31 protein-coding genes are annotated in these 24,425 nt (G+C 70.1%); 16 read left to right on the forward strand and 15 right to left on the reverse strand.

Going from position 1 to position 24,425, the window contains the following annotated elements; all coding sequences use genetic code 11:
* The first annotated feature begins 80 nt into the window (after positions 1-80).
* Together ACZZZB_RS08000 and ACZZZB_RS08005 are read left to right on the forward strand one after the other, a co-directional pair.
* Positions 81-590 (forward strand): hypothetical protein, encoded by a 510-nt coding sequence (locus ACZZZB_RS08000; protein WP_463529377.1) that lies wholly within the window; start codon positions 81-83, stop codon positions 588-590.
* Positions 590-907 carry a transcriptional regulator gene (locus tag ACZZZB_RS08005; protein WP_463529378.1) on the forward strand — a complete coding sequence of 106 codons (318 nt, stop codon included), beginning with the start codon at positions 590-592 and terminating at the stop codon, positions 905-907. The genes ACZZZB_RS08000 and ACZZZB_RS08005 overlap by 1 nt, the downstream gene beginning before the upstream one ends.
* A 26-nt stretch (positions 908-933) precedes the next feature.
* Here the strand turns inward: ACZZZB_RS08005 and ACZZZB_RS08010 are convergent, their stop codons facing one another.
* From ACZZZB_RS08010 to ACZZZB_RS08020, 3 genes are all read right to left on the reverse strand, one after another.
* On the reverse strand, positions 934-1,470 hold the full coding sequence (locus ACZZZB_RS08010) for an MOSC domain-containing protein (RefSeq protein ID WP_463529379.1): 537 nt from the start codon (positions 1,468-1,470) through the stop codon (positions 934-936).
* A gap of 75 nt (positions 1,471-1,545) precedes the next feature.
* On the reverse strand, positions 1,546-2,052 hold the full coding sequence (locus tag ACZZZB_RS08015; RefSeq protein ID WP_191941229.1) for a GNAT family N-acetyltransferase: 507 nt from the start codon (positions 2,050-2,052) through the stop codon (positions 1,546-1,548).
* Between the two features lie 105 nt (positions 2,053-2,157).
* Positions 2,158-2,613: an Lrp/AsnC family transcriptional regulator gene (locus ACZZZB_RS08020; protein WP_426738159.1), complete on the reverse strand. Its 456-nt coding sequence runs from the start codon at positions 2,611-2,613 to the stop codon at positions 2,158-2,160.
* Positions 2,614-2,712: 99 nt separating this feature from the next.
* Between ACZZZB_RS08020 and ACZZZB_RS08025 the strand changes: the two genes are divergently transcribed.
* Positions 2,713-3,285, forward strand: coding sequence for an RBBP9/YdeN family alpha/beta hydrolase (locus tag ACZZZB_RS08025; protein WP_463529380.1), 573 nt, complete (start codon positions 2,713-2,715; stop codon positions 3,283-3,285).
* On the opposite strand, the gene ACZZZB_RS08030 is transcribed toward ACZZZB_RS08025, so the two are convergent.
* Positions 3,244-3,732, reverse strand: a complete 489-nt coding sequence (locus tag ACZZZB_RS08030; RefSeq protein WP_274500053.1) for a TetR-like C-terminal domain-containing protein — start codon at positions 3,730-3,732, stop codon at positions 3,244-3,246. The genes ACZZZB_RS08025 and ACZZZB_RS08030 overlap by 42 nt on opposite strands.
* The gene (locus ACZZZB_RS08035; protein ID WP_274499168.1) at positions 3,632-4,102 is read right to left on the reverse strand and encodes a hypothetical protein; all 471 of its coding nucleotides are present in this window, start codon (positions 4,100-4,102) and stop codon (positions 3,632-3,634) included. Before ACZZZB_RS08035 ends, ACZZZB_RS08030 begins: the two co-directional genes overlap by 101 nt.
* 74 nt (positions 4,103-4,176) lie before the next feature.
* Between ACZZZB_RS08035 and ACZZZB_RS08040 the strand changes: the two genes are divergently transcribed.
* The gene (locus tag ACZZZB_RS08040) at positions 4,177-5,079 is read left to right on the forward strand and encodes a serine hydrolase domain-containing protein (protein ID WP_463529381.1); all 903 of its coding nucleotides are present in this window, start codon (positions 4,177-4,179) and stop codon (positions 5,077-5,079) included.
* A 19-nt stretch (positions 5,080-5,098) separates the two neighbouring features.
* On the opposite strand, the gene ACZZZB_RS08045 is transcribed toward ACZZZB_RS08040, so the two are convergent.
* Positions 5,099-5,443: a hypothetical protein gene (locus ACZZZB_RS08045; protein WP_463529382.1), complete on the reverse strand. Its 345-nt coding sequence runs from the start codon at positions 5,441-5,443 to the stop codon at positions 5,099-5,101.
* A 317-nt stretch (positions 5,444-5,760) separates the two neighbouring features.
* Here ACZZZB_RS08045 and ykgO point away from each other — a divergent pair, with 317 nt between their 5' ends.
* From ykgO to ACZZZB_RS08075, 6 genes are all read left to right on the forward strand, one after another.
* Complete coding sequence (gene ykgO, locus ACZZZB_RS08050; RefSeq protein WP_064295097.1) at positions 5,761-5,883, forward strand: type B 50S ribosomal protein L36; 123 nt, start codon at positions 5,761-5,763, stop codon at positions 5,881-5,883.
* Positions 5,880-6,941, forward strand: a complete 1,062-nt coding sequence (locus tag ACZZZB_RS08055; RefSeq protein WP_463529383.1) for a FecCD family ABC transporter permease — start codon at positions 5,880-5,882, stop codon at positions 6,939-6,941. The genes ykgO and ACZZZB_RS08055 overlap by 4 nt, the downstream gene beginning before the upstream one ends.
* A gap of 34 nt (positions 6,942-6,975) precedes the next feature.
* Positions 6,976-7,980 carry an ABC transporter substrate-binding protein gene (locus ACZZZB_RS08060; protein ID WP_274499164.1) on the forward strand — a complete coding sequence of 335 codons (1,005 nt, stop codon included), beginning with the start codon at positions 6,976-6,978 and terminating at the stop codon, positions 7,978-7,980.
* Positions 7,977-8,774 (forward strand): ABC transporter ATP-binding protein, encoded by a 798-nt coding sequence (locus ACZZZB_RS08065; protein WP_079704734.1) that lies wholly within the window; start codon positions 7,977-7,979, stop codon positions 8,772-8,774. Before ACZZZB_RS08060 ends, ACZZZB_RS08065 begins: the two co-directional genes overlap by 4 nt.
* Positions 8,771-9,580: a class I SAM-dependent methyltransferase gene (locus tag ACZZZB_RS08070; protein ID WP_463529384.1), complete on the forward strand. Its 810-nt coding sequence runs from the start codon at positions 8,771-8,773 to the stop codon at positions 9,578-9,580. Before ACZZZB_RS08065 ends, ACZZZB_RS08070 begins: the two co-directional genes overlap by 4 nt.
* Positions 9,581-9,788: 208 nt before the next feature.
* Entirely contained in the window at positions 9,789-11,462 is a 1,674-nt protein-coding gene (locus ACZZZB_RS08075; protein ID WP_463529385.1) for a RecQ family ATP-dependent DNA helicase, read from the forward strand.
* Here ACZZZB_RS08075 and ACZZZB_RS08080 read toward each other — a convergent pair.
* From ACZZZB_RS08080 to ACZZZB_RS08115, 8 genes are all read right to left on the reverse strand, one after another.
* Positions 11,412-12,074 carry an HAD-IA family hydrolase gene (locus tag ACZZZB_RS08080; protein WP_463529386.1) on the reverse strand — a complete coding sequence of 221 codons (663 nt, stop codon included), beginning with the start codon at positions 12,072-12,074 and terminating at the stop codon, positions 11,412-11,414. The genes ACZZZB_RS08075 and ACZZZB_RS08080 overlap by 51 nt on opposite strands.
* On the reverse strand, positions 12,071-12,556 hold the full coding sequence (locus ACZZZB_RS08085) for an NUDIX domain-containing protein (protein WP_229939788.1): 486 nt from the start codon (positions 12,554-12,556) through the stop codon (positions 12,071-12,073). The genes ACZZZB_RS08080 and ACZZZB_RS08085 overlap by 4 nt, the downstream gene beginning before the upstream one ends.
* A gap of 36 nt (positions 12,557-12,592) precedes the next feature.
* Complete coding sequence (locus ACZZZB_RS08090; RefSeq protein ID WP_191940243.1) at positions 12,593-13,108, reverse strand: ASCH domain-containing protein; 516 nt, start codon at positions 13,106-13,108, stop codon at positions 12,593-12,595.
* A gap of 45 nt (positions 13,109-13,153) precedes the next feature.
* Complete coding sequence (locus tag ACZZZB_RS08095) at positions 13,154-13,723, reverse strand: hypothetical protein (protein ID WP_137242572.1); 570 nt, start codon at positions 13,721-13,723, stop codon at positions 13,154-13,156.
* Between the two features lie 16 nt (positions 13,724-13,739).
* Positions 13,740-14,900, reverse strand: coding sequence for a hypothetical protein (locus ACZZZB_RS08100; RefSeq protein WP_124768385.1), 1,161 nt, complete (start codon positions 14,898-14,900; stop codon positions 13,740-13,742).
* A gap of 45 nt (positions 14,901-14,945) precedes the next feature.
* Complete coding sequence (locus ACZZZB_RS08105) at positions 14,946-15,842, reverse strand: oxidoreductase (protein ID WP_463529387.1); 897 nt, start codon at positions 15,840-15,842, stop codon at positions 14,946-14,948.
* On the reverse strand, positions 15,839-17,035 hold the full coding sequence (locus tag ACZZZB_RS08110; RefSeq protein ID WP_463529388.1) for a M20/M25/M40 family metallo-hydrolase: 1,197 nt from the start codon (positions 17,033-17,035) through the stop codon (positions 15,839-15,841). The genes ACZZZB_RS08105 and ACZZZB_RS08110 overlap by 4 nt, the downstream gene beginning before the upstream one ends.
* A gap of 120 nt (positions 17,036-17,155) precedes the next feature.
* Positions 17,156-17,302, reverse strand: coding sequence for a hypothetical protein (locus ACZZZB_RS08115; protein ID WP_157579891.1), 147 nt, complete (start codon positions 17,300-17,302; stop codon positions 17,156-17,158).
* Between the two features lie 100 nt (positions 17,303-17,402).
* Between ACZZZB_RS08115 and ACZZZB_RS08120 the strand changes: the two genes are divergently transcribed.
* Entirely contained in the window at positions 17,403-17,630 is a 228-nt protein-coding gene (locus tag ACZZZB_RS08120; protein WP_124768382.1) for an RNA-binding S4 domain-containing protein, read from the forward strand.
* Between the two features lie 11 nt (positions 17,631-17,641).
* Positions 17,642-18,499 (forward strand): SDR family oxidoreductase, encoded by an 858-nt coding sequence (locus ACZZZB_RS08125; RefSeq protein WP_463529389.1) that lies wholly within the window; start codon positions 17,642-17,644, stop codon positions 18,497-18,499.
* Between the two features lie 49 nt (positions 18,500-18,548).
* Here the strand turns inward: ACZZZB_RS08125 and ACZZZB_RS08130 are convergent, their stop codons facing one another.
* Positions 18,549-18,737, reverse strand: a complete 189-nt coding sequence (locus tag ACZZZB_RS08130) for a hypothetical protein (RefSeq protein WP_463529390.1) — start codon at positions 18,735-18,737, stop codon at positions 18,549-18,551.
* A 193-nt stretch (positions 18,738-18,930) separates the two neighbouring features.
* Between ACZZZB_RS08130 and ACZZZB_RS08135 the strand changes: the two genes are divergently transcribed.
* From ACZZZB_RS08135 to ACZZZB_RS08150, 4 genes are all read left to right on the forward strand, one after another.
* Entirely contained in the window at positions 18,931-19,113 is a 183-nt protein-coding gene (locus ACZZZB_RS08135; RefSeq protein WP_192004280.1) for a hypothetical protein, read from the forward strand.
* Positions 19,110-22,085: a helix-turn-helix transcriptional regulator gene (locus ACZZZB_RS08140; RefSeq protein WP_463529391.1), complete on the forward strand. Its 2,976-nt coding sequence runs from the start codon at positions 19,110-19,112 to the stop codon at positions 22,083-22,085. Before ACZZZB_RS08135 ends, ACZZZB_RS08140 begins: the two co-directional genes overlap by 4 nt.
* Before the next feature lie 251 nt (positions 22,086-22,336).
* Positions 22,337-23,716, forward strand: coding sequence for a TrkH family potassium uptake protein (locus ACZZZB_RS08145; RefSeq protein ID WP_463529392.1), 1,380 nt, complete (start codon positions 22,337-22,339; stop codon positions 23,714-23,716).
* Complete coding sequence (locus ACZZZB_RS08150; protein WP_240043972.1) at positions 23,709-24,395, forward strand: potassium channel family protein; 687 nt, start codon at positions 23,709-23,711, stop codon at positions 24,393-24,395. The genes ACZZZB_RS08145 and ACZZZB_RS08150 overlap by 8 nt, the downstream gene beginning before the upstream one ends.
* Positions 24,396-24,425: the final 30 nt, after the last annotated feature.

The raw sequence follows: 24,425 nt of genomic DNA on the forward strand, positions 1-24,425 counted from the left end.
TCCGAGACGTCGGGACCCGACACCGTCAGCCTTCGGCAATCAGTTGCGACACTCGCAACTGAGAACATAGAGTTGCGATCATGGAAAGCCACTTTGAGGACCATGCGACAGACGCACCGTCGGGATCGCACCGGGCGTCGCGGACGCAGGCTCAGACCACGCTCGACGACATCACGCGCGACCGCGAGCGACTCGCCACCCGGATCATCACGCCGTGGTGGTACCACCCGGCTCTCGGCCTCATCACGTCGGTCTTCGCCGCTGCCCACGCCCTCCCCGGGGTTTGGCCGATCGCCGCGATCACCCTGGGGATCATCGCGCTCCCCGTCCTGACCACGACGTACGCCCGGGTCTCCGGGGTCGTCGTCACGAAGCCGGCCGGTCCTCGCAGCAGGCGTTTGCTGATCGCGACACTCGTCGTACTCGTCGCGGCCATGTCATGCAGCCTGGCGTTCAAGTTCCTTGACGTCTCGCCGTGGTGGGCACTCGTCCCGGCTGGCGTAACGTTCGTGGCGACCGTCGTGCTGGGACGTCGATACGACGACGCCCTCCGCCAGGAGATCGCGGCCCCGACAACCACGCCTGCCTGATGAGCAGTCCCGCACCCGCCTTCAACGACCTGATCCACGCACCCCTGCGACTGAGGATCTGCGGACTCCTCCGGAGTGTCGACGAACTGGAGTTCTCCGTCGTCCGTGACGCGCTCGCGATCGATGACGCAAAGCTCTCGAAGCACCTCAAGGTGCTGGCCGACGCCGGCCTGGTCTCACTGCGCAAGGAACGGTCGAGCGCCCGAACCGACTCGCGGCGACTCACCTGGGTCACGCTCACGCCGACCGGATCGACCGCGCTCGAAGCGCACCTCGCCGCACTGGCGAACATCGCCATGGGAGTGCCGGTCGAATGATCCCGGGGTGACCATCTCAGCGCTATCTACACCGGCGCGAGGGGTTCCCGGGCTCCGTCCGGCAGTTCCACGGTGATCGGGTCACCGGGCTGCACGACGCCACTGACGAGCACCACACCCATGACTCCCGTCTTGCGGACAGTGCGCCCCTCGGCATCCGTACCGACGACCTGCTTGAGCAGGCCCGGTTCGAAGCGGTCGATCTGGACACACGGGTTCCGAAGCCCCGTCACCTCGACGACGGCATCGGTTCCGAGTCGGAGTACTGCACCCGCGGGGAGGTCGAGGAGCTCCAGTCCCTCGGTGGTGATGTTCTCGCCCAGCTCACCCGGGGCGAGATCGGCGTCCACCTCCGCGAACAGCTCCCGGTGGATGAGGTGGACCTGCCGGAGGTTGGGCTGCGAGGGGTCTCGTCTCACCCGGGATCGATGCTGCACCGTCGCACCGAAATGCGCGTCTCCCTCGACACCCAGCCCGGCGACGAGCGTGATCGCGTCCCGTCGCGGCTTGGAGAAACGGTGCTCATCGTCGCTGCTGACCGAGACGACACGGGCGTTTGTCATCTCCCCAGTCTGCCTGGGCGAACAGGACCGACGGAAGTCCCCGATACTCATGTCCCGGCGCGCGAGCTGGCACACTCAGCGGTGCAGGATCACCTGGTACAGGTTGTGGTCCTGCCAGGTCCCGGCGATCCGCAGGTACGACGGAGCCATGCCGATGTGCTCGAACCCCGCTTTGCGGAGCACCCGTTGCGAACCGTGGTTGTGCAGCAGGGTGCTCGCCTCGACCCGGTGCAGGCCGAGGTCGTCGCGCGCCACCCGGACGATCGCCTGCACGGCGGCCGTCGCGAGGCCCTTGCCCGCGTACCCCGCGTCCACCCAGTAGCCCAACCCGGCGTTCTGGAACGGGCCACGGACGATCCCCGACAGGTTGAACCTGCCGACGATGGTCGTGCCGTCGAACAGGCCGAGCGAGTATCCGCTCCCGGCGGCACTCGACGCGAGCTTGCTGGCGAGGTCAGCCGATTGCGCGGCCTCGGTGAAGAACTCGTCGGATCGAGCCGGCTCCCAGGGGGCCAGATGGTCGCGGTTCCGCGAGTACGCCGCAGCGAGTTCCCTCGCGTCGCCGAGTTCCAAGGGCCGCATGTCGATGCCGTCGGCGAGGTTGATCACGGTGAACACCCGTCAACGGTAGTCGCCGCCGGGCGCACTCGACCACCCCGATGCGACGTGCGTATCGCTGAGCGAGACTCAGCGGCTGGCGATGGGGTGGGCCCGGTACTCGCGCAGCACCAGGGCCGTGCTGACGGGACCGAACCGGCCGATGGCGTCGATGATCTGCTCGAGGCGTTCCGGCGAGGGGGCGTGCACATCGAGGACGAAACAGTCCTCGCCGGTCACGCGGTAGATCCGGTGGATCTCCGGCAGCTCGTCGAACTGGTTCAGTGACGCCTGGATCTGCGCGTGGGTCGTCCGGAGTCGGACGACGGCGTGCGTCGTGAGCCCGAGCGTCTGCGGCGACACCCGCGCCCCGTAGCCGGTGATGTAGCCGGCGAGCTCGAGCTTGCGGACCCGCGCCGACACCGCCGGCTGGGACAGATGCACGAGCCGGGCGAGGTCGGTCATCGTGGTTCGCCCGTCGACCTGGAGCACGTCGAGGATCGTCTGATCCGTTCGATCGAAGGAAAGCGAAGCATCGTCCGTCATCTGCTTAGTAAACAACGGATGAGGACGCTCCAGCTGCTGACACCGAGCGTTCGACTGGCACGCTGAGGGCAGATCACCCAGCCACGACGAAGGAATCCCATGTCGATCATCACCATGCCCGGGATCGGTGGATCCGACGACGCCCACTGGCAGTCCCACTGGGAGCGCGCGACGCCAGCGATCCGACGGTTCGCACCGGCTTCCTGGGACGAGCCGGATCTCGACGACTGGTCCGCTGCGCTCGACCGGGCGGTGGCGGACGAACCGGCGATCCTGGTGGCCCACAGCCTCTCGTGTCTGCTGGCCGTCCGCTGGGCGGCGGCGAACCCTGCACGAGTCGCCGGGCTGTTCCTCGTCGCCGCCCCCGATCCCGACGGGCCGCGGTTCCCGAGGGTCGCCGCTGCGTTCGCCGAGGATCTCGATGTCCGGCCATCCGTACCCGCAGTGCTCCTGACCAGTGACGACGACCCGTACTGTTCGGAGGCGCGCGCAGCCGGGTTCGCCGCAACGTGGGGCGTGCCTCGGATCAGCATCGGGCGGCAGGGCCACGTGAACTCCGCCAGTGGACTCGGCGCCTGGCCGGAGGGCCGGCGACTGCTGACCGCGTTCAGCGCGGGGGTCGGGAGGATCTCAGGCGGGCCGCGCTCGGTGGTGGCGCTGCCAGTCGGCTGACGCGACGCCGTTCAGGACGCTCAGCACGGTCCGTTCGGCCAGGCCGTCGTCGATCGGCTGGTGCCCGAACAAGGCACGGTAGTAGAGCGGGGCCGCCAGAAGGTCGAGCGTGAGTTCCATGTCGAGGCCGCCCTGGATGTCGCCGCGCTCCACTGCGTGTTCAAGTACCGCTCGAGAGGTCGCCCGGCGAGCCTCGAAGTAGTCGCGGCGGAAGACCTCGCGCAACGCCGGATCCGCCTCGAGGTCGGACACGAGCCCCGGAAGCGCCCGGGTGATCGGGGAGTCCTGGAAGGCGGGCGAAGGCCTACGACGGTGAGCGCAGCGTGCGACCGGCGCTCCGACGTGATCAGCGGACGCTGCAGGGCCCCGAGGCGGACAACACGATGACCGGGCCCACTTCGGGCGCGTCGGCGAACTCCCCGAGACGCAGGTAGAACCCGTCGTCAGACGTGAACGCCACGGCCCGAGTGGCGTCTGACGATCCATCCGCGGCGACCTTCTTCTCCATCTTCCATCCCGCGCGTCCGGCGTACATGGCGGCCGCATCGTCCAACCAGGCGGCACGGTCGAAGTCCGCTGCGACGCTGACCGTCAGGATCCCGTTGAATTGCGCGGCGCCACCGGTGCACTGGATGTCGACGTCGTCCTCGACCCCCGTCGACGCGCTGTCGGCAGGCAGCGTCGCCTCGAACTCGGCACGGAGCGAGAGCGCCTCCGACTTCGTGGTGTCGTAGTCCGGCCTGATCTGCAACGATCCACAGCCTGCGAGCGCGCAGGCGAGGACGATGCCGATGAGGCCGAGCATTGTCCGACGCATGATGCGATCCCTCCCCGAATGGACCAAGGTCTCCAGCGTAGGTGCCGGGGACGCCCGTCGGGCAGACTGGACCGGTGACCAGATCCGACCCGATCCGAGCCGACACCACCCGAGCAGCCCTCCTCCGCGACCGTATCGTCCAGCACATCGCTGAGCAGGGCTTCGGCGCGCACGGCCTGCACGTGCTCGCCGGTGACGACGAGGCTGGGCATCGCTGGACCGAGGACGTCCGTGAGGACATCCACTCCGCGGCGAAGGGCGTCTGTGTGCTCGCCGCCGGCCTCGCCATCGACGACGGCCTCATCACGATGGACACCACGCTGGGCGCCGTGTTCCCGGAAGCCGACTTCGGCGAGGGCACCGCCGACGTCACCCTCCGCCACCTCCTGAACATGACGAGCGGCGTCGACCTCCCCTGGTCACCGACCCTGCTGTCCGACTGGCCGGACCTGGCGCTCGAGTTCTTGAGCAGGCCTTCCCGCGGTCGCGTCTTCCAGTACTCGAACGCCAGCACCTACACGGCGATGCGCGCGCTCGAGACCCGGGTCGGTGACGTCGGCGACTACCTCGAGCAGCGACTCCTCGCGCCGCTCGGCATCCACGACGCACCCTGGGAGCGATGCCCCCGCGGATTCATCGCATCCGGCGGCGGGCTGCAGCTCCGCACCACGGAACTCGCCCGCATCGGACGACTCATCCGCGACCGCGGCCGGTGGGGAGGCGAACAGCTCCTGTCGCCGGAGTGGATCGACGCCATGCACGCCGACTGGGTGACCTCCGGAACCGGCGCCGGGTACGAGCGGTATGCGCTCGCCGGATGGGACGGTCCGGGCGCGGCCTGGCGACTCCACGGTGCCTATGGGCAGCTCGTCGTCTTCGCCGGCGACGCTGTGGTCACCATCACGGCCGAAGACCACGAGGGGGCCGACCGCATCGCGGCCTCCGTGTCCTCGCTCCTCACCGACACCGCGGACTGAGCCCGCCTGCGGGCGCGGGTCAGCTTCCTGCGCGGAGCACTCCCGCCGCCGCTTCGACGGTCGAGACGAACGTGGCGCCGACGCTCCGGTGCCCCGACCGGATCTCCTGCTGCGGAGCGTCGGAGAGCACGACCACGTCGATGTCGAGGATGCGGCAGACACGCGCCTTGTACGCGATGTCGACGCGGTCCCCGGCTCGCGGGCACAAGACGACCGCGCTCGGTGGGAAGCGCTCGTTCGTGAGCATCTCGCCCCAGGACGACGCCGCGATCGTCACCTGCAGATCAGGTGCGTTGGAGCCGAGCCAGGACAGGGCAGACGCGCGGGCGCGGTCGTCACTGTCCAGTACGCCGACCGTTCGCATCGATACCTCGTCACTCGTCACCGCATCCGGAGTCATACCCCGATGGTGTCGGCGCCATCCGTAAGATACCAGCGCCGGGACCACCCGCGGTGCACGGGATCCGAACCCCACCGCACCACCCACCCACGCCTCATGCGGACCAGCACCGTGGTCGACGGCGATCATCGTCGTGATCGCGGTCGTGGCCGCGGCACCGTCGTTCCGCGCACCACGCCCACTGTCGGGCGAGCACACCTCGGAGCGGCCGCCCGATGTGACAGCGGTTCGTTGCTCGCGCTATGGTATTGATAACCATTATCAATACGGAGGCTGCGTTCATGAAGGTCCGGAACTCGTTGAAGTCGCTCAAGAAGATGCCGGGCGCACAAGTGGTGCGTCGACGCGGTCGCGTGTTCGTCATCAACAAGCTCAACCCGCGCTTCAAGGCGCGTCAGGGTTGAGCGAGGTCGTCGTCGCGTCCATCCGGCGTGGCCGCTGGCATGACGCGGCGATGACCGTCGGCCTGGTCCTGCTCGCCGTGGCGACGATCCTGGTCGCCGTGGCGATCGGCCCAGTCCCCATCGACCCGGCGACGGTCCTCGGCGTGCTCACCCGGCACCTCGTCGGGGCCGCGCCCGGCCCCTGGCCGGACTCGGTCGATCAGATCGTCTGGATCACGAGAGCGCCGCGGGTGGCCATGGGGCTCGTCGCCGGCGCCGTGCTCGCCGTCGCCGGAGTCATGCTGCAGGCCCTCGTCCGCAATGCGCTCGCAGACCCGTACCTGCTCGGGCTCAACTCTGGCGCTTCGACGGGTGTCGCCCTCGTCGTGCTCGTCATCGGCGGTGGCGGCGCACTCCTGGTCGCCGGTGCCGCCCTGGCCGGGGCCATCGGTGCGGTGGTGCTGGTCGTTCTGCTCGCCGGGGTCGCGAACCGCCGCGGGCCCCTGCGGTTGGTCCTCGCCGGGCTCGCTGTCGGATACGCACTGAACGCCACCACGAGCTTCCTCGTCTTCTCCAGCGACGCACCGGAGGCGGCGCGCTCCGTGCTGTTCTGGCTCCTGGGGTCGCTGGCGTCGGTGCAGCCGGTCGCGCTCCTCGCCGCAGCCGTCTCGGCGACCATCGGTCTCAGCGCCCTCATCGTCCTCGCACCGTGGACCGACGCGCTCGCATCGGGCGACGACTCGGCCAGATCGGTCGGGATCGATCCCGAGCGAGCTCGGATCGGACTGATGGTCGGCGTCTCGGCGATGGTCGGCGTGACGGTCGCGGCCGTCGGCGGGGTCGGCTTCATCGGTCTCGTGATCCCGCATCTCGCGCGCAGACTCGTCGGCGGACGCCACCGGGCGGTGATCCCGGTCGCCGCTCTGCTCGGCGGCATCGTCCTGGTCGTCGCCGACACCATCGCCCGAACCGCGTTCGCCCCGCAGGAGATCCCGGTCGGCGTGATCACCGGGATCCTCGGCGCCCCGTTCCTCCTCGTGCTCCTCCGGCAGGGCCAAGGCGCCCGGTCTGAGGCATGAGCTCCCCACCCATCCATCAGAACGGAAGACACCGATGACCACACCCCGATTCCGGCGAGCGCTCCTCGCCGCGACCGTCCCCGTGCTCGCGCTCGGCCTGCTGAGCGGCTGCACGGCCACCACCGCCGCCGAGACGTCGCCCGCTCCGAGCGACGCCGGCTTCCCGGTCACCATCGAGAACTGCGGTTCGACGATCACGTTGGACGCACCCGCCCGACGCATCGTGCTCGTGAACGACGACGAGCTCCCCAACCTGGAGGCGCTCGGAGCCGTCGACCGGATCGTCGCCATTACCGCGACCCCACAACCGGGCCTGTATGCGGACGCCACGTACGACGCGCTCGACGCCCTGTCGCCGCTCACCACCGAGCAGAATGCGACGGGTGGTTCGGTCGTCTCCCAGGAGAGCATCCTCGGCGCGTCACCTGATCTGGTCATCGCCCCTGAGAACGCCGTGGACCGCGACGCCCTGGCGGCGAGTGGAATCCCCGTCTACTCCCCCACCGCGTACTGCTCGAACCCGGACCCGGAGCTCAGCACGACCGCGACCTTCGACCGGGTCTGGAACGAGGTCCGGTCACTCGGAAGTCTGCTCGGAGCTGGCGACCAAGCGGAGCAAGCCATCGCCGCGGCGAAGGCGACGGTGCAATCATCTGCTCCCGCTGCGGGGACGGCCGCGGCACTCTACGTCTCGTCCGGCGGCGCCGTGCTGTCACCATACGGCGGCCCGAGCATGGTCACCCCGGTCTTCGCGGCCGCGGGCCTCACCAACGTGTACGCGGACTCCGATCAGCGGGTCTTCGACGCCAGCGTGGAGGACATCATCTCCCGTGATCCCGGCACGATCGTGCTGCTGTACTCGAGCGGCGACCCGCAGAGTACGATCGACGCCTTCCTGAGCACGCCGGGCGTCTCCGGACTGCGTGCTGTCCGTGAAGACCGAGTCGTGGCCCTCCGCTTCCCGTACACGGATCCGCCGAGCGTGCTTTCGGTCCGGGGGCCCGGCGAGCTCGCCCGACTCCTGGACGGCCTGGGATGATCGAAGCCGCGGCGGTGACCGTCCGCTCCGGCGGCCGAACGCTGCTCGACGCCGTCTCCTTCACCGCGCCGACCGGCAGCGTGACCGGCATCGTCGGGCCGAACGGCGGCGGGAAGACGACACTGCTGCGCGCGCTCGTGCGGGCCGTCCCGGTCGTGAGCGGACGCATCACCGTCGACGGTCAGGACATCCGTACGCGGCGCCGACGGTGGATCGCCCGAACGGTCGCCGAGGTCGGCCAACGCATCGACCCTGACCCGGGGCTGCGCGTCGTCGACGAGGTGTCGTTGGGTGGTCTCGCCGAGCGAGGGGTGCTGCGCGCCGGCGGCACCGCGCACGATGAGCAGGTGGCCGGTGCGATCGACACGGTCGGGCTGACCCCTCGCGCGTTCGACCGCCTGGCCACCCTGTCCGGCGGCGAGCTCCAGCGGGTCGCACTCGCCAGGGCGCTTGCGCAGCGCGCACCGCACGCCCTGCTCGACGAACCCACGAACCACCTCGACCTCAGACATCGGCTGGAGGTCGTGGCACTCCTGCGCACGATCGCGCCCACCGTGGTGGTCGTGTTGCACGACCTCGACCTCGCGGCACGGGTCTGCGACCACCTCGTCCTCCTCCACCACGGCCGCGTCGCCGGGGCAGGCCCGCCCCGCGACGTCCTGCATCCCGGCCTCATCGACCGGGTCTACGACGTGAGCACCCAGCGGCTCGAAGACGCGGCCGGCCGGGTGCGGTTCGAATTCTCACTGCCACCCGAACGACACCTCCACCCCGACACCAAGGAGTCCTCATGACCGAATCCACTTCAGCCGGCGACGCGACGACGCTCGCGACCGCTCGGAGCCTCGCATCGCGCTGGGATGCGCAGCAGACCGGCTACATCAGGCATCGAGCCGAGCGGTTCGACACGATCGCGCGCGTCGTCGCGGCGATCTGCGCGGATTCGCCCGCGCCCCGCATCCTCGATCTCGCGGGCGGGACGGGCTCCCTCGCCGAGCACGTCCTCGCGACCGTCCCGAACGGTCAGGCGGTCGTCGCGGACAAGGACCCCGCGCTCCTCGCCATCGCCGCCGACCTCGCGACCGCTGACCCGCGGCTCTCGATCGCCGAGGTCGACCTGTCCCTGAGCGACTGGATCACGCATCCGCAGATCGGCGACGGACCATTCGACGCCGTGGTCTCGTCGACCGCGCTGCACTGGTTGCAGCCCGCCGAGCTCGTTGAGGTCTACCGGGCGCTGCCCGCACTCATCCGGCCGGGCGGCATCGTCCTGAACGGCGATCACCTCTTGTACGGCGGACACCACGAACCGACCCTGGCCGGGATCGCCCGCGCCGACGACGAAGCGATGCAGCAGGAGACCTTCTCGGGCGACACCGACACGTGGGACGACTGGTGGGACGCGGTTGCGGCCACGCCGCGCTACGCCGACGCGCTCCGCCGACGCGACGAGGTCTGGGGCGAGTCGATCCACCAGGCTCCGCCGAAGGTCACCCTCGGCTTCCACCTCGAGACGCTCCGCAGCGCGGGATTCGCCGAGACCGGGACCGTCTGGCAGTACCTCGACGACCACGTGCTCTACGGCATCATGCCGCACTGATCGCCACGCCGGGGTGGGCCGACGTCGCGAAGATGTCTCGCGGGGGCCTCACCGGTGAGGCCCGAGGACTGTCTGCTCAGGATGCGACGTCGACCGGATCCCACGGTAGACGAGGCCACCGACAGCGTTCGACGGATCGCTGTTGCAGAGCCAGGCACGGTCGTCAAGAGTCAATTGCACGTCGGTGCGCGGAGGTAGCGTCGCCGACATGGGTTCTTCTCGCTCGTCCGCCGCTTCCCTCGCCCGCATCGCCCGCGAGGACTTCGGGTGGGACACGTTCCTGCCGGGACAGCGCGAGGCGATCCAGTCGGCCGTCGCCGGCCGGGACACGCTCCTGGTCCTCGCCACCGGCGGCGGGAAGTCGGCCGTCTACCAGGTCGCAGGCGCCCAGCGCGGCGGCGTGACCCTGGTGATCTCACCGCTGGTCGCCCTGCAGGCCGACCAGATCGCCTCGATCGCCGACGCACCGGACGCACCGCCGGCCGTCGCGCTCAACGCCTCGCTCGGGACGGCCGCCGTCGCCGCGGCATGGGACCTCATCGCTCAGGGCGGCCCGGTCTACGTGTTGCTGGCTCCGGAGCAGCTCGCGAACGAGGAGACCGTCGCTCGACTCCGGGTGGCCGGCGTGTCCCTGATGGTCGTCGACGAGGCGCACTGCGTGTCCTCGTGGGGGACCGATTTCCGGCCCGACTACCTCCGCTTGGCCGACGTCCGTCACGACCTCGGCGACCCGCCCGTCCTCGCCATGACGGCCACCGCCTCCGGGCCCGTCCGCTCGGAGATCATCGAACGGTTGCGCATGCACGACCCGGACGTCCAGGTCCACGGCGTCGACCGACCGGAGATCCGGCTCCTCGTGCGCCGCCACGAGAGCGAAGCGGAGAAACGGGCAGCGGTCGTCGACGAGGCTCGCAGCTGGACCGCACCCGGGTTGGTCTACGTGGCCACGAGAGCCGAGACGACCCGATATGCGGAGGAGATCGCCGCCGACGGACGACAGGTGGCCGCGTACCACGCGGGCCTGTCGTCGAAGGAGCGTCGCGCCGTCCACGACCGCTGGCGTGCCGGCGAACTCGACGTCGTCGTCGCCACCTCGGCGTTCGGCATGGGGATCGACCGCGCAGACGTCCGCTTCGTCCTGCACGCCACGACCTCCGAATCGCTCGACGCCTACTATCAGGAGGTCGGTCGTGCGGGGCGGGACGGCGAACCGGCCACCACCGCGCTCCACTACCGCGCGGAGGATCTCGGTCTCCGGCGCTTCTTCACCAAGCGTTCGGTGTCGGAATCCGCACTGCGCGCCGTCTGGCGGGCCGTCCGTTCGACGCCCGGCCTGTCGGTCGGCGATCTCGCGACGAAGGTCAACCAGCCGCAACGGAGCGTCGCGAGGCTCGTCAACGACCTCGCCGACGCACGGCTGGTCGACACGGTGGACGGCATCCGGGCCGTCCAGGAGGTCGGTCCCAAGCGAGCCGTCGCCGCCGTCCGCGAGACGCTCGCGTCGCGGGAACGCATCGCGGAGTCGCGGCTGGCCATGATGCGCGCCTACGCCGAGACGTCGCACTGCCGCCGGCGGGTCCTGCTGGAGTACTTCGGTGTCGAGGCCCCGGAGTGGTGCGGGAACTGCGACGGCTGCGAACGGCACGAAGCGCATCAGGAGCAGGAGCGGGCACAGCAGCACGCCGGGACGGACAGCGCCAGCGACGCCTCCCCCTTGCGCGTCGACCAGGCGGTGCACCACGAGGAGTTCGGTCCAGGCACCGTGATGGGCGTCGAGCCCGACCGCGTCACCATCTTCTTCGACGCGGAGGGCTACAAGGTCGTGGCGCTCTCAGCGCTCGAGACCGGCGTCCTCACGGCCAGGGAACTCGCCTCTGCCTGAGCGCTCGGGCGCCTGCGCACCGCGAACCGGTACTCCCGCGGCGTGCAGACGACCCCGAAGGTCGTCGACCGTCGTGAACCGGTGCGTGGACATCGACATGCGTGCTGCTCCGGCGAGCTTCGCTGCCGAGTCATCGGTGAAGAACACGTCCTCGCCCCGCACCTGCAGCGCATCGAGCACGTGCTGGAACGCTCGGACGTCGGGTTTCGCGAAGCCGATGTCCGCCGAGTTGAAGATCGCGTCGAAGTGGTCGGCGATGCCGGACGTCGCCAGCTCCGCAGCGATGGTGTCCGTGCCGTTCGTGAGCACCGCCGTCCTCAGCCCGGCGGCGCGGATCTCATCGGACAGGTCCAGTAGCGCGTCGTCGACCGACCACGTCTGAGCACCCCATTCCTCAGCTGCCGCCTGGTCACCGACGAGGTGTCCGATCCGGCTGACCCATTCGACTCTCGTGATCCGGCCGGTGGTGACCTCGTCGATGAGCGGCGCCGCGAAGGCGATCCCGGCGAGCGCACCGGGCTGCAGCCCGTACCTGACCTCGATGTCGGAAACCGGTGCCGGATCGAAGTGTCGGATCACGCCGTCGAGGTCGAACAGGACGACGCTGATCACGACCCGACCCGTTCCTCGCTACCCGCCGACTCATGTCCAGGGGCGTCGCCGATGACGCGATCGATCCAATCGCGTCGCGGCAGGGTCGGGATCTCGTCCCGAGCGAACCAACCGAGTTCGAGAAGTTCCTCGGGATCTGCGGTCGCCTCACTGAGGAGCTCGCAGTCGTAGGCGGTGGTGACGTACCCGACGTGGTCGCCGTTCGGGTAGCGCACCATCATCGGTTCACCGCCGTACACCCCGACGATGCCGCGGATGCGGACCCGGGCGCCGGTCTCTTCGAGGACCTCGCGGAGCAGGGCGTCGGCGGGCTCCTCGCCCGGCTCGACGCCGCCGCCGATGAGGCTCCACAAGCCGGAGTGGTGATGGCGACCGAGGAGGAACCGGTCCCCGTCCCTGATCACCGCGGTGACCCCGGGGAGCATGAGGAACCCGGTCCCGATGTGGGCGCGGATCGAGGCGACGTAGTCGGACATCGGCATGCGGGGAGTCTACGGAACCGGTCTGACCGGAACGTGTCAGTCGGCGTGCTCCGGCGGCCACACCACGGCGAAGTACTCGAAGACGATGTCCTCGGACTCCGACCACGCCGCACCCCGGGCCGCGCTGGTCCGCTCCCAGTAGCGTCGGTGTTCGCGCTGCCAGCTCTCGAGCGTGCGGTCGTCCTCACCTTCGGCGAACGCGAACGCGGCGTCTGCACTCGCGAACGGTCCGATGCGCAGCGCGGTGCTGCGGATGATGATCCGCGGGGCCCCGGTACTGTCGCACGCGATCCAGTGCGACCCGATCCGCGGGAGCGGGTCCCCGCGGTGCGCGAACTCCGAGACGAGTTCGGCGGTGGCCCGCTTCCGCCCGGTCAGGACGATGTCGAGCAGTTCGTCGGCCAGCCCGGCCGTGTCGCCGAAGTGCTCGACCGTGTAGTCGGCGTCGTCCAGTCCCGCGCCGCCGCGATGCTCGGCATACGCCTGCCACATCGTCCTCGCGGCATCGACGTCGGGGGCGGCGACCGGGCTGGCGGCGTGTGCGGAGTCCATACATCCGATCGTGCCAGACCATCCGACAGACCCGTCGACCATGGCTCAGCGCAGACGGCCTCCAGTGAACGCGTTCGTCGCGGCGAGGACGGTGTCGACGGGTGTGTCGATCGCCACTTCGCCGACCTGGAAACCGAGCTTGCCGAGCGCGGCGAAGGACCTCGGCGGGAGGGTCGTCGAGACGCCCGGAGACTGCGCGGTCAGACCGGGGACGAGGTGGAAGGTCAGGATCCGCCACTTGCCGCGTGAGCGTACCGAGATGCGCTCGATCGCTCCCCACGGGAGGAAGACCTCTCCTTGCGGGATGCTCCCACGAAGGCCGTCGGCGTCGAGCGTCAGTACCGTGCGAGCCACTGACTGCGCTCCACGGACCGTCGCGAACTGCACCACCGCGAACAGCATGAGCCAGGAGATGACGCTGAAGGACAGTCCGGACAGCATGCCGAGGGCGAATCCGCCGGACGTCGTGGTCAGCACGGCGAGGAGCATCCCGAGCACCGGGATCAGTGCCGCTCCGATCAGGGTGAAGACGAACGCCGGGCGGGTCACCCGCTCCGTACGCACCGGGTCGGAGCCGACGACGAGTGGCGGGAAGGACTGCGGTGCACCGTTCATGAGGACAGTATGCCGCTCACCGCGCGGTGAGGCCCGAGCCGTCCGCATCGGCGACGAACGAGGTGGAACCGTAGTCGTCCCCGACACTGAAGGTGATCTGCGGCGGTCCGGCCGAACGGGCGAACGTGGGGCTGTCGACGTCGGTGTCGGTCGACCGGACGACGTATGCGAGCGCGTCACCCACGGGCAGGCCGACCTGCTCTGCGCCGTCCTGCATCAACGCCCAGACGCGGTCGAGCGCGACGTCCGACCAGGAGAACTGCTCGGCCGCCGATTCGGGTTGGATGCTCGCCGCGCCGTCGTTGGTGACCTGGCCATACCGGTACTCCCACCGGTCGGTCTTCGTGTCCCCCACGGTGAGCGGCGCCTGGACGATGACGAAATCGGCGGCGACCGTGATCGACACCACACGGTCATGACCGATCGCTTCCTGGAGCGCGCGCTGCGCCTCCGCGAGCGCCCCCGGGCGACGGAGGTCGGGTCGGAGGCGTCCGTCCTCGAGGGCAGCGATCGCCTGCGCGACGGACTGGTGGTACGGCACGACCACGATGGCCGCTGCCGCGATGGCGACGATCGCGAACAGGGCGAAGCGGCCGGGACGACCGGCCCGGCCGACGCCGAGCAACGGTCCGCGTCGCCGTCCGTCGACGATGCGCCGGTGCGGCTCGACGGGGAGGAACGGGACGGACGCGCGAGCCGGCACGCGCAACCGTGAACGCTCCGCCGGAGCGAGCTCGCCGGCGTCGATGAAGGCGACCTCGGGGCCGCCGTCGAGCAGGATCGCGACATCGCGCTCGGTGCCCGGCTGGAACATCGGGATGGCGGTCAGCGGGACGACGGTGCGCATCGTGCTCGCGAACGCCGCTCCGTGAAGCGGCTGGACGGTCAGGTCGAGTTCGCACAGCGGCTGGTCGTTGATCTGGGTGCCGGTCTGACGGAGCGCATCGACGCGGGCGACCCCGAGCCGACGAGCGTCCTTGGCCTGCTGGACGGCCTGAGGCGAAGCACCGACGGCGTTACCCACCGACCGGGCCACGAGCGTGAGCACCGAGGTCATGATGAAGACGGGGAGTGCGACACCGGCGACTGCGTACCCGACGTCGGGCGGACCGACGGTGATCACGATGACGCCGCCGAGCAGAGCACCGAGAGCCGCGAAGGCGATCAGACGAAGCATGCCTTCGACCCTATCGAAGCGCTCGATCCCACCACCGCCGGCGGTTCAGCCGGGTCCATCGCTCGTCGCGGCGAGCAGGGGCACGATCACGTCGCTGATCGGCGTGGGGATGCCGTGCACGCTCCCCCGCCGTTGGATCACCGCGTTGCGGACATCCCATTCGAGCGGTTGCCCCTGTTCGCGGTCGGCGAGGATCGACGTCCCGCGGTCGACCGGGGCGGCTCGGAACTGGTCGAGGAGCCGTCGAGGTTCGTCGTCGGTCAACCGCGCACCCTCCGCGCGCGCGACGGCCGCGCACTCCTCGAGGTAGCCGAGCATCAAGTTGCCGATGTCGTCGCGCCGGTACATGCCGGATCGGCGTCCGGTCAACGCCATGAGTCCGGCGGCGGCGTTCTGCAGGAGCTTGCGCCAGGCGAGGGTCGTGAAATCGGTCGAGACCTCGACGGTGCAGCGGGAGCCGCGCAGCGCGTCCTCGACGACGATGGCGCTGGGTGCCTCCGGCAGGGACAGGCGCGGCGGGCTCAGCAGGGTGACCGGGCCGCCGGGCTCGCGGGTGGCCGGGAACCACACGACCGCGGGGACGACCGTTCCCGCTCGGACGAGTGGCTCCACCATCTCGCGTTGCTCGACGCCGTTCTGCAGGACGCACACGACCGTCTCCGGGCCGCACAACGCGGCGAGCCAGTCGGCAGCGGCGGCCGTCTGGGTCGCCTTGACCGCCAGGAAGACGAGGTCCGCGGTGCCCGGAGACTCCGCCGGATCGGTGTGGACCGGCCCGGGGACCGTCACCGTCTCGTCGTCGACCTGGAGCTGGAGTTCCGGCCGCTTCGACCGCCCAGCGATGAACGGCGTCCGTCCCTGTTCATGGAGCGCTGCGGCGACCACGGTTCCGATCGCGCCCGGCCCGATCACCGCGATGCGGTCGGGCCCACCGGGCGTCATGCCTCGCTCGATTCGGACAGCGAGTCGATCGTCGCGGCGATGACCGCCTCCGGGAACCGGCGGAGCTGGTCGAGGTCGACCCATTCCTCGGCGGCGTGCAGTCCGCCACCCGCTGGGCCGCAGACGACGGTCGGGATCCCCGCCGCCTGCCAGAGCGCCGACTCCATCCAGTACGGCGCTCCGACCGCCGCCGGTGCGGCCTCGGCCTCCCGGGAGAGCTCGGCGGCGAGGATGTCGGCGAACCGCGCAGCCGGCCCATGCTCGTCCGCCTCCCAGGCCTCGCGCTGATGGGTCAGCCGCGCGCCCGTGCGGAGACCAGGCATCCGGGCGGCGACCGCGTCGAGGATCGCCTGGACCTCGACCAGGGCATCCTCCGCGCGTTCACCCGGCAGGGTGCGTCGCTCGATGACGAGGGTCGCGTCGGCGGCGATCGTGAACGGGGCGCTCCCTGCCCGGACCACCGTCGTAGTGAACGAACCGTGGTCGAGCAACGGGTGCGCCGGTCGCCGATGGAGCTCGTCGTCGGCCCGCTCCACCTCCTGCAGCAGCGCGCCGAGGGCGCGGATCGCATCGACGGCCAGACCGGGCTGTGACGAGTGCGCGGCCGTCCCCTGCAGCGTCACCTCGACGACTGCGTACCCCCGGTGCGCCGACACCCGATCCAACCAGGTGGGCTCGGCGATGAGGCACACGTCCGCCGTCACACCACGATCGGCGAGGTGTCGGAGGACGGCAGCGGCCCCCACGCTCGCGTCCTCCTCGTCGGCGACGCCCGTGAAGACGACCGTGCCGGGGTGGTCCGCCGCGGCGAGTCGCTCCGCGGCGACGATCAACCCCGCCAGGCCGGACTTCATGTCGCTGGCGCCGCGCCCGAAGAGCTTGCCGTCCGCGATCCGCGGGTTGAAGGGGTCGACCATGCCCTCGACGCCCACGGTGTCGAGATGGCCGTTGAACACGACCGTCGGACCCGGCTGCGATCCTGCGTGCACGGCCACGACGCTGACGCGCTGCGGGTCCTCCGGTGCGGGAACGAGGTCGACCACGAACCCGGCGCCCTCGAGTCGCTGCGCGATCACCGCCGCGATCCGTCCTTCACCGGGAGCCCCCGGGACGAGGCTCGGACTGACGGAGTCGATCGAGATGAGCAGGCGGGCGAGCTCGAGCGCGTCGTCGCCGGGGCTGAGGTCGGACATGCCACGACGATAGCGGGACGGCTCGTCACGGAGACGCCTGAAGACCAGAACAGGCGCCCGTCTCCGTGAGGGGACAGACGCCTGAGCGCATCACCGACCACGATGGGCCGCTGATCAGGACTAGCGGTTCTTGACCCGCGTGACCGCGTCGGTGTTCTCCGAACGCGCATTGCCGGCCTTCTTGTCGGCCTTGGCGGTGCGCTTCTCCTTCAGCGTCTTCGCCGGTGCGGTCTTGCCGCCTTCTTTCCGTGCGGACTTCTCGCCCATGGTGTTGCTCCTTTGCGAGCCACGATGGCCCGGTACCGCTGAGGGTACAACCACATGCTGTCCCCGAGTCCAGTGAACCCATCCTTGTTAGCATTCGGGGATGACGAACCCGGCACACATCACCGACGTCCCGATCGGCGGCGACTCGATCCGACTCGGGCAGTTCCTGAAGTTCGCCGGTCTGCTCGACTCCGGCGGCGACGTGAAAGCGGCCATCGCGGACGGCGTGGTGAGCGTCAACGGCGAAGTCGACCTCCGACGTGGTCGCCAGCTCCAGATCGACGACGTCGTCTCGATCGAGGGACGCGCCGTCCGCGTCCGCCCCTGAGAGGAACCCCCGTGAACCCGAGCACACCCCGACCCATCGCCGTCACCGGATCGACCGGTGTGCTCGGCGGCCTGGTGGCGCACGATCTCGCCGCTCGCGGGATCCCGCAGCGTCTGCTGGTGCGCACCCCGGCGAAGGCGCCGCAGCACCCGCAGAGCACCGTGCACCCGTTCAGCTACACGGACCAGGACGCTGCCCGCGCGGCGCTCGAGGGCGTCGACACCCTGTTCATGGTGTCGGGCTCCGAGAGCGCCGACCGGGTCGACCAGCACCGGTCGTTCATCGATGCGGCAGCAGCCGCCGGCGTGCAGCACCTCGTGTACACCTCGTTCGCTGCGGCGGCACCGGATGCCGTGTTCACCCTGGCGCGCGACCACCATGCGACCGAGGAGCACATCCGAGCGTCCGGCATGCGGTGGACGTTCCTTCGCGACGGCTTCTACCTCGACTTCATGGAAGCCCTCGTGGGTGAGGACGGCGTCATCCGCGGGCCGGCCGGTGACGGTCGCGCCTCCTTCGTCGCCCGCGCCGACATCGCACGGACCGCCGCGGCGATCCTCGTCGACCCGGCGTCCCACGCCGGTCGCACCTACGACCTCACCGGACCGGAGGCGCTCTCGATGGCCGAGGTCGCCGCGACGATCAGCCGGGTACGCGACCGCGAGGTCACCTTCCACGACGAGACGATCGAGGAGGCCTACGCGTCGCGAGCCTCCTACGGCGCACCCGACTGGGAGGTCGACGCCTGGGTGAGCACCTATACAGCCATCGCCAGTGGTGTGATGGCCGAGGTGAGCTCGTCGATCGAGGACGTCACCGGTGTCCCACCGATGGACCTCGAGACCTACCTGCGCGCGAACGCGAACTGAGGACTCCCCGTCCGACGATCGATCGACCGGGCACCACCGCTCCGCTGGATCACAGGCCGTAGAACCCCAGTTCCCAGTCGACCGCTTCCGTGGGGCTGAGGTCGACGTGCGTCAACTCGGACACGTCGTTGGTCGTGAAGTAGATGGACGTCCCAGGGCTCACGAAGACGCTCGCGAAGTACTCGCCGACAACGTCCAAGTCGACGAAACCGCCCCCGGACAGCGCGGTGCGCTCCATCGTGATGTCCTCAATGAGGTCATGGTGCGCGAACGGCAACCGCACGCCATCGAGCGGTGCGAACCCGTCTTACGGCTCCACAGCGACGCGCTTCCGACGGAACTAGGGCAGATGCCCGAGGTAGGCATCAGGCCTCAGCGAGGAACGTGAGTCGTCGAGCACGGACACGAGCACCGTGCGCAGCGGAGGAACCATGTTGATCACGAGCGCCAGTCACAGCCCGTTCACATCCGTCGAGACGAGACGGTTCATCGAGCAGGAACTCCAGCGGGATCTCGAGCGGGAGCGTCGCCGCCGGGAACGACGCCTCGAGGAGCAGGGGCGACTCGCGGAGGCCGCGGCCGACTCCGACGAGGGTGGGACCATGGAGTGGTGAGCCTGCCCACCACCAGCCCGACGATGATCGGGCGCGCCTCCGACCTCGGAGCGCTGCAGGCCGTGTTCGACGCCGTCGCCGCCGGCGAGTCACGCAGTGTGGTCCTGAGCGGCGAGGCCGGTATCGGCAAGACGCGCCTGCTCACCGAGTTCGCGCGGTCGATCCGGTCGTCGGCGCTCGTCATCAGGGGTCAGTGCGTGGACCTCGGTGACGTCGCCGCGCCCTACGCACCGGTCCTCGGCCTCATGAAGGACCTCGTCGCGCAGCGCGGGCGCGACGCAGTGCTGGAGGCTGCGGGCCCGGGCAAGGCCTCCCTCGCGACGCTGCTGCCGACACTCGGTCCCGATGCGGAGGATCAGCGGGAGGGCGGCGTCGGGCGGCTCCACGAGACCGTCGCCGTGCTGTTCGAAGCGCTCTCCCGCGACCGGCCGGTCGTGGTCGTCGTCGAGGACGTCCACTGGGCAGACGGCGCGACGCTCAGCCTGCTCGCGTTCCTCGTCCGCGCGCTCACCTGCGATCGCGTGATGATCGTGCTCACCTTCCGGAGCGAGGACGTCCCCCGCGGACACCCGTTGCGTGGGTTCCTCGCCGAGCTCGACCGCACGAGGCGCGTCGAGCGGCACAGTCTCGAACGGTTGAGCCGCAGCGACGTGCTCCGCCAGGCGATCGCCATCCGTGGCACGTCGCTCGACACGGTCTCGATCGACAGCGTGTACGCGCGGAGCGAGGGCGTCCCGTTCTTCGTCGAGGAGCTGCTCGGGCTCGACCAGGACCGCGACGGCGACGGCGACGAGCTCCCGGACACGCTCCGTGAACTCCTGCTCGCACGCTACGAGCGACTCGCGCCCGCGACACAACAGCTGCTGCGCGTGATCTCGGCCGGTGGCGTCTGCGTCGAGCACGCCCTCCTGGAGCGGGTGTTCACGGGCGGCCCCGACGCTCTCGACACCGGTGTGCGGGAGGCGATCGGGTCGAACGTCCTCGTCGCTGATGCGACCACGTACGAGTTCCGGCACGCACTGGTCCGGGAGGCGATCCACGACGATCTGCTGCCCGGCGAACGGAGCCGGTTCCATGCGGGGTTCGCCGAGGCGCTGGAGGCAGGCGTCGGTGGTGAGCCGGTCGCTGCCGCGGTGTCGCACCACTGGATGCTCGCTCGCGATTTCGGACGGGCCTTCCCCGCGACCGTCCGCGCCATGGAGCAGGCGCATGCGGCATACGCGTACAGCACGGAGTCGCAGCTCGGCGAGCGTCTCCTGGAGATCTGGGACCAGGTCCCCGATGCCGCGGCACTCGTCGGCCGCTCGCGTTCGGAGCTCATGCGACGGACGGCGAGCGCGTTGCGGAACGCCGGCTGGACGGACCGGGCGATCGCCATGGTCGACGAGGTGCTCGCGACGCCCGAGGACCGCGACGACCTCGACCAGGCCAAGCTCCTTCGAGACAAGGCCTTCTACCTCGCCAACCTCGGTCGGCCGGGCTCGGTCGATCTCCTGGAGCAGGCGCTCGACCGGGTTCCACCCGAGACGCCCGGCGAACTGCGCGGCGTGCTACTGACGAGCCTCGGCGCTCGTCACATGATCATCGGGCGGCTGGAGCGGGCCATCGAGTACGCCGACGAGGCGGCCCGGGAGGCGGCGCGGACCGGTTCGGCGCGGAACGCCTCGGTCGCGGCGAACATCGGCGGCATCGCGCGGATCCACCACGGCGAGCTGGAAGCCGGGCGGGCGCTCCTCGCGACGGCGGAGCCACTGGCCGACGGCGACGGCAGTGCGTTGCTCCGCTACCGGGTGAACGCCTCGGACATGGCGAACCTCCTCGGATCGTACGAGGAGGCGCTCGCGTCGGCATTGGAAGGCGTCGAGCGGGCGAAGGAGCTGGGTGTCGAGCGCAGCTCGGGCCTCATCCTGTCGTCGAACGCGGTCGACCCGCTGGTGGCGCTCGGACGCTGGGACGAAGCGGAGGAGCGTGTGCATCGGGCCCTGGCACTGCAGCCGCCCCTCGCGTTCTCGGTGTACCTCCGCCAGTCGCTGATCCTGCTCACCCTCTGGCGGGGCGACACCGAGAGTGCGGCGACCATGTACCGCCGGTGGCGGAAGGGGATGCTCTCCCTGTCCGGCCTGGAGGTGCAGACGAGGTTCGGTGTCGCCCGCGTCGTGATGCAGGTCGGTTTGGCGGCCGGAGACCTCGCCGGGGCCTGGTCGCCGTCGGGGGTCGGCGTGTTCGAAGCACCGGACCACCGCCCGATGCCGGCGTACGACCTGCCGGCGCTGGCGGACGCGGCACGCGTCCTGGCCCGGGTCCGTGTCGCGCTGGCCACCGGCACGCTCGACGTGGAGTCCGGCCCGTTCGCGGGCGTCGACGACGATCAGCTCCGGCAGCTGGAGGAACGCTGGCGGGCGCTGCTCGCCGAGGAGGGGTTCTGGCCGACCGCACCGCTGTGGAGCGCGCTGGTCGACGCCGAACTCGGCGGACCGGACGGCACCGGTGACGACGTCGGCGCGTGGGAGACGGCTCGTGCGATGGCCGAGCGACCGTTCGCACCGGCCGTGCTCGCGCCCTACGCCGCACTCCGGCTCGCGGAGGCGCAGGTGGCCGCCGGCGATCGTGCCGGCGCACAGGACACGCTCGTCGTCGCGGTCGCCGAGGCGACGACGCTCGGTGCCGGCCTCGTGCTCGACGGTGCGCGGGCGTTGGCGGAGCGAGCGTCGCCGAACCTCGACGGCCGCCCCCGAGCGCGTGGCACGAGCGGCTCCATCGAGTTGACCGCCCGGGAGCGCCAGGTGCTGCAGCTCATCGCGGAGGGGCTCAGCAATCGACAGATCGGCGAGCGCCTGTTCATCAGCGCGAAGACCGCGAGCGTCCACGTCTCGGCCATCCTGCGGAAGCTCGGAGCGGCGACCCGGACCGAGGCCGCGATGGTCGCCGGAGCGAGCGGATTGCTCGCGGCGAGCGCCGATCACGCCGACTGAGCCTGACGTCCGCCTGGCGGTGAAGTGGGTCCCGGCCGGAATCGAGGGGAAGCCGGCCGGGGACCCGGACAGGGCGAAAGGGTCCTGTCGGGCATCAGCGTAATCACGGAGCCGGGTGTCGCGTGGCCCGTTGCGCTCTGTGGATAGCCGAGCGCTCCAAACATCTGTACTGATGACCGCATCGTCATCCGGAGCACGCGCGACATCGGTCCGCATCACCGACGAGCCGCACTGGCCGCTATGGTTCTCGGGTGGCGAGAGACGGATCGAGGTCGGCCGGCGGCAGAGCCCGCCGCCGTGGGCAACTCGCCGCCGCGCGTCCCGTCCAGGTCATCTCGATCGCGTTCGGGGCTGCGACCCTCGTCGGCACCCTGCTCCTGATGCTTCCCATCTCGAAGACCGGCCCGGGCGGCGCGAACCTCATCGAGGCGCTGTTCACCGCGACGAGCGCCATCTGCGTCACCGGCCACATCATCGTCGACACCCCGGTGTTCTGGACGCCGTTCGGGCATGCCGTCATCCTCGCGCTCATCCAGATCGGCGGCATCGGGGTGATGTCGTTCGCGACACTTCTCGGTCTACTCGTCGCTCGGCGGCTCGGTCTGCGGACACGGCTCACCGCGGTCAGTGAGACCCACACGTTGGCGATCGGCGACGTGCGCCGGGTCCTGCGCGGCGTCATCCTCATCGCGCTCGGCGTCGAGGCCCTCTGCGCGATCATCCTCGCCCTGCGCTGGATGATCGGCTACAACTGGGCACCGGGCGATGCGATCTGGTACGGGGTGTTCCACGCGGTGTCGGCCTTCAACAACGCCGGCTTCGCCCTGTTCAGCGACAGCATCATGGGGTACGCGACCGACCCGTGGATCTCGCTGACCATCTGCGGGGCGGTCATCCTGGGCGGGCTCGGATTCGGCGTGATCCTGGAACTCCGACGGCGGTTCCGAACGCCCTCGCGGTGGACGCTCAACACCATGACCGTCGTCGTCGGCACCCTGATCCTTCTCGTCGTCGGCTGCGGCTTCATCACCGCACTGGAGTGGTCGAACCCGGCGACGCTCGGCACCCTCGCCCCGGCCGACCGACTGCTCGCGGGGTTCACCGCCGGCGTCCTCCCCCGCACCGCCGGGTTCAACAACCTCGACGTGAGCCAGATGCACCCGGTGACGTGGCTCGTCACCGACATCCTCATGTTCATCGGCGGTGGCCCGGCGAGCACCGCCGGCGGACTCAAGATCACCACCTTCGCGGTGCTGTTCTTCATCATCGTCACCGAGCTGCGCGGCGGTGCGGCGGTGAACATGTTCGGCAAGCGTCTCCCGCGGTCGACGCACCGGGAGGCCATCACCGTCGCGCTCCTGTCCGTCGGCCTCGTCGTCGGCGCCACGGCCGCGATCATGCTGATGACCGACTACAGCCTCGACCGCGTCCTGTTCGAGGTCATCTCCGCGTACGCGACGGTCGGGCTCTCCACCGGCATCACCGCCTCCCTACCGGTCGCCGCGCAGCTGATCCTGGTGGTCCTCATGTTCGTCGGCCGCATCGGCCCCATCGCCCTCGGTTCCGCGCTCGCGCTTCGGACCGAGAACCGTCTGTATGAACTCCCGAAGGAGCGTCCGATCATTGGCTAGACCGTTCAGCAACAAGCGTCAGCGTGGCGTCGAGTCCGTCGTCGTCATCGGCCTCGGCCGGTTCGGGCGTGCCCTCGCCGTCGAGCTCGTCGACTCGGGCACCGAGGTCCTCGGGATCGACACGGACGAGGACATCGTCCAGTCGCTCAACGGCGTCCTCACCCACGTGGTGCGTGCCGACACTACCCGTGACGGCGTGTTCGACCAGCTCGGCATCGACGAGTTCGACCGCGTCGTGATCGCCATCGGCACCGACCTGCAGGCGAGCATCCTGACCGCGTCGCTCCTCAAGCGCCGCGGCACCACGAACATCTGGGCGAAGGCCGTCAGCGAGCAGCATGGCCTGATCCTCGAGCAGATCGGGGTCGAGCACGTCGTCTACCCGGAGTCCGACATGGGGCGTCGCGTGGCGCACCTCGTCCGCGGCGGCGGGATGCTCGACTTCCTCGCGGTGGAGAAGGACTTCGTCATGGCCAAGACGACCGCTCCGGCAGAGGTCGTCGGGCAGACGCTGACCGCCGCGCGCATCCGCGACCGGTTCAGCGTGACCGTCGTCGCCGTCCGCCAGGACGACCGGTGGACCTACGCGACCGGCGACACGGTCCTCACCGCCGGCCAGCGGCTCCTCGTCCTCGGCCCGACGGACAAGACGGAGCGGTTCGCAGCGCTGCCGCGGTAGTGGTCGTGGCGGCTGGGCCGGAGACCGATC

This window comes from Plantibacter sp. AC185 (assembly GCF_979258065.1).

What these genes read in the sequence shown, in the direction of transcription:
- ACZZZB_RS08000 (WP_463529377.1), top strand. Translation starts at nt 81, where the DNA reads ATGGAAAGCCACTTTGAGGACCATGCGACAGACGCACCGTCGGGATCG.
- ACZZZB_RS08005 (WP_463529378.1), top strand. Translation starts at nt 590, where the DNA reads ATGAGCAGTCCCGCACCCGCCTTCAACGACCTGATCCACGCACCCCTG.
- ACZZZB_RS08010 (WP_463529379.1), bottom strand. Translation starts at nt 1,470, where the DNA reads ATGACAAACGCCCGTGTCGTCTCGGTCAGCAGCGACGATGAGCACCGT.
- ACZZZB_RS08015 (WP_191941229.1), bottom strand. Translation starts at nt 2,052, where the DNA reads ATGCGGCCCTTGGAACTCGGCGACGCGAGGGAACTCGCTGCGGCGTAC.
- ACZZZB_RS08020 (WP_426738159.1), bottom strand. Translation starts at nt 2,613, where the DNA reads ATGACGGACGATGCTTCGCTTTCCTTCGATCGAACGGATCAGACGATC.
- ACZZZB_RS08025 (WP_463529380.1), top strand. Translation starts at nt 2,713, where the DNA reads ATGTCGATCATCACCATGCCCGGGATCGGTGGATCCGACGACGCCCAC.
- ACZZZB_RS08035 (WP_274499168.1), bottom strand. Translation starts at nt 4,102, where the DNA reads ATGCGTCGGACAATGCTCGGCCTCATCGGCATCGTCCTCGCCTGCGCG.
- ACZZZB_RS08045 (WP_463529382.1), bottom strand. Translation starts at nt 5,443, where the DNA reads ATGCGAACGGTCGGCGTACTGGACAGTGACGACCGCGCCCGCGCGTCT.
- ykgO (WP_064295097.1), top strand. Translation starts at nt 5,761, where the DNA reads ATGAAGGTCCGGAACTCGTTGAAGTCGCTCAAGAAGATGCCGGGCGCA.
- ACZZZB_RS08060 (WP_274499164.1), top strand. Translation starts at nt 6,976, where the DNA reads ATGACCACACCCCGATTCCGGCGAGCGCTCCTCGCCGCGACCGTCCCC.
- ACZZZB_RS08065 (WP_079704734.1), top strand. Translation starts at nt 7,977, where the DNA reads ATGATCGAAGCCGCGGCGGTGACCGTCCGCTCCGGCGGCCGAACGCTG.
- ACZZZB_RS08070 (WP_463529384.1), top strand. Translation starts at nt 8,771, where the DNA reads ATGACCGAATCCACTTCAGCCGGCGACGCGACGACGCTCGCGACCGCT.
- ACZZZB_RS08075 (WP_463529385.1), top strand. Translation starts at nt 9,789, where the DNA reads ATGGGTTCTTCTCGCTCGTCCGCCGCTTCCCTCGCCCGCATCGCCCGC.
- ACZZZB_RS08085 (WP_229939788.1), bottom strand. Translation starts at nt 12,556, where the DNA reads ATGCCGATGTCCGACTACGTCGCCTCGATCCGCGCCCACATCGGGACC.
- ACZZZB_RS08090 (WP_191940243.1), bottom strand. Translation starts at nt 13,108, where the DNA reads ATGGACTCCGCACACGCCGCCAGCCCGGTCGCCGCCCCCGACGTCGAT.
- ACZZZB_RS08095 (WP_137242572.1), bottom strand. Translation starts at nt 13,723, where the DNA reads ATGAACGGTGCACCGCAGTCCTTCCCGCCACTCGTCGTCGGCTCCGAC.
- ACZZZB_RS08100 (WP_124768385.1), bottom strand. Translation starts at nt 14,900, where the DNA reads ATGCTTCGTCTGATCGCCTTCGCGGCTCTCGGTGCTCTGCTCGGCGGC.
- ACZZZB_RS08105 (WP_463529387.1), bottom strand. Translation starts at nt 15,842, where the DNA reads ATGACGCCCGGTGGGCCCGACCGCATCGCGGTGATCGGGCCGGGCGCG.
- ACZZZB_RS08110 (WP_463529388.1), bottom strand. Translation starts at nt 17,035, where the DNA reads ATGTCCGACCTCAGCCCCGGCGACGACGCGCTCGAGCTCGCCCGCCTG.
- ACZZZB_RS08115 (WP_157579891.1), bottom strand. Translation starts at nt 17,302, where the DNA reads ATGGGCGAGAAGTCCGCACGGAAAGAAGGCGGCAAGACCGCACCGGCG.
- ACZZZB_RS08120 (WP_124768382.1), top strand. Translation starts at nt 17,403, where the DNA reads ATGACGAACCCGGCACACATCACCGACGTCCCGATCGGCGGCGACTCG.
- ACZZZB_RS08130 (WP_463529390.1), bottom strand. Translation starts at nt 18,737, where the DNA reads ATGGAGCGCACCGCGCTGTCCGGGGGCGGTTTCGTCGACTTGGACGTT.
- ACZZZB_RS08135 (WP_192004280.1), top strand. Translation starts at nt 18,931, where the DNA reads ATGTTGATCACGAGCGCCAGTCACAGCCCGTTCACATCCGTCGAGACG.